Origin of the sequence: Pedobacter sp. UBA4863, assembly GCF_002399615.1 — a bacterium.
Taxonomy (GTDB): Bacteria; Bacteroidota; Bacteroidia; order Sphingobacteriales; family Sphingobacteriaceae; genus Pedobacter.
In genome coordinates this window covers 3,659-4,242 of sequence record NZ_DHDZ01000053.1, presented here as the reverse complement: position 1 = coordinate 4,242, position 584 = coordinate 3,659, and the positions used below count along the sequence as shown (strand labels likewise).

The window sequence follows — 584 nt, the reverse complement described above, 5'->3', positions numbered from 1 at the left end:
TCTACGTCCATTGATCCAATCTAAAGCAATGAGATCATTTTCTGTAACTGGCAGTTGGGCTGCTTTTTCAGCAAGTTTAGGTAAAATAGCATCACTAGCTTTTTTCAAATCTTCTTTGCCCAAGGTCTCGGCCAATATTTCTCTCATTGGAAATTCTAGGATTTGCCTATACCAACTATACACGTCTCCAAACGCAGATTGACCTGCCTCCATCCCTAACATATTTGGTATGATAGAGCCATCTACCTGGCCACATATTCCGTTTACCAAGCCATCAAACTCTTGCGTTGGTACTACTACCATATCGCAAGTAGAAGTTCCCATTACCTTTACCAGACTATAAGCCTCAATTCCGGTTCCAACAGCGCCCAAGTGCGCATCAATGGCACCAACACCTACTTTTATTTCTTGAGACAGACCGAGCTTTTGCGCCCATTCTGCTGATAAGTTGCCCACCACCTCGTCGGTAGTAAAGGTTTCTTTGTATAAGCGATCCCTTAACTCGCCCAAATTAGGATGTAGTTCGGTTAAAAACGATTTGCTCGGCAAACCATCAAACTCTTCATGCCACATGGCTTTATGTC

At 43.3% G+C, this 584-nt stretch carries 1 protein-coding gene; it reads right to left on the bottom strand.

The window, feature by feature from the left end; genetic code table 11:
- On the bottom strand, positions 1 to 584 hold a 584-nt coding region (locus B3I52_RS13935; RefSeq protein ID WP_293302294.1), incomplete at both ends, for an FGGY-family carbohydrate kinase.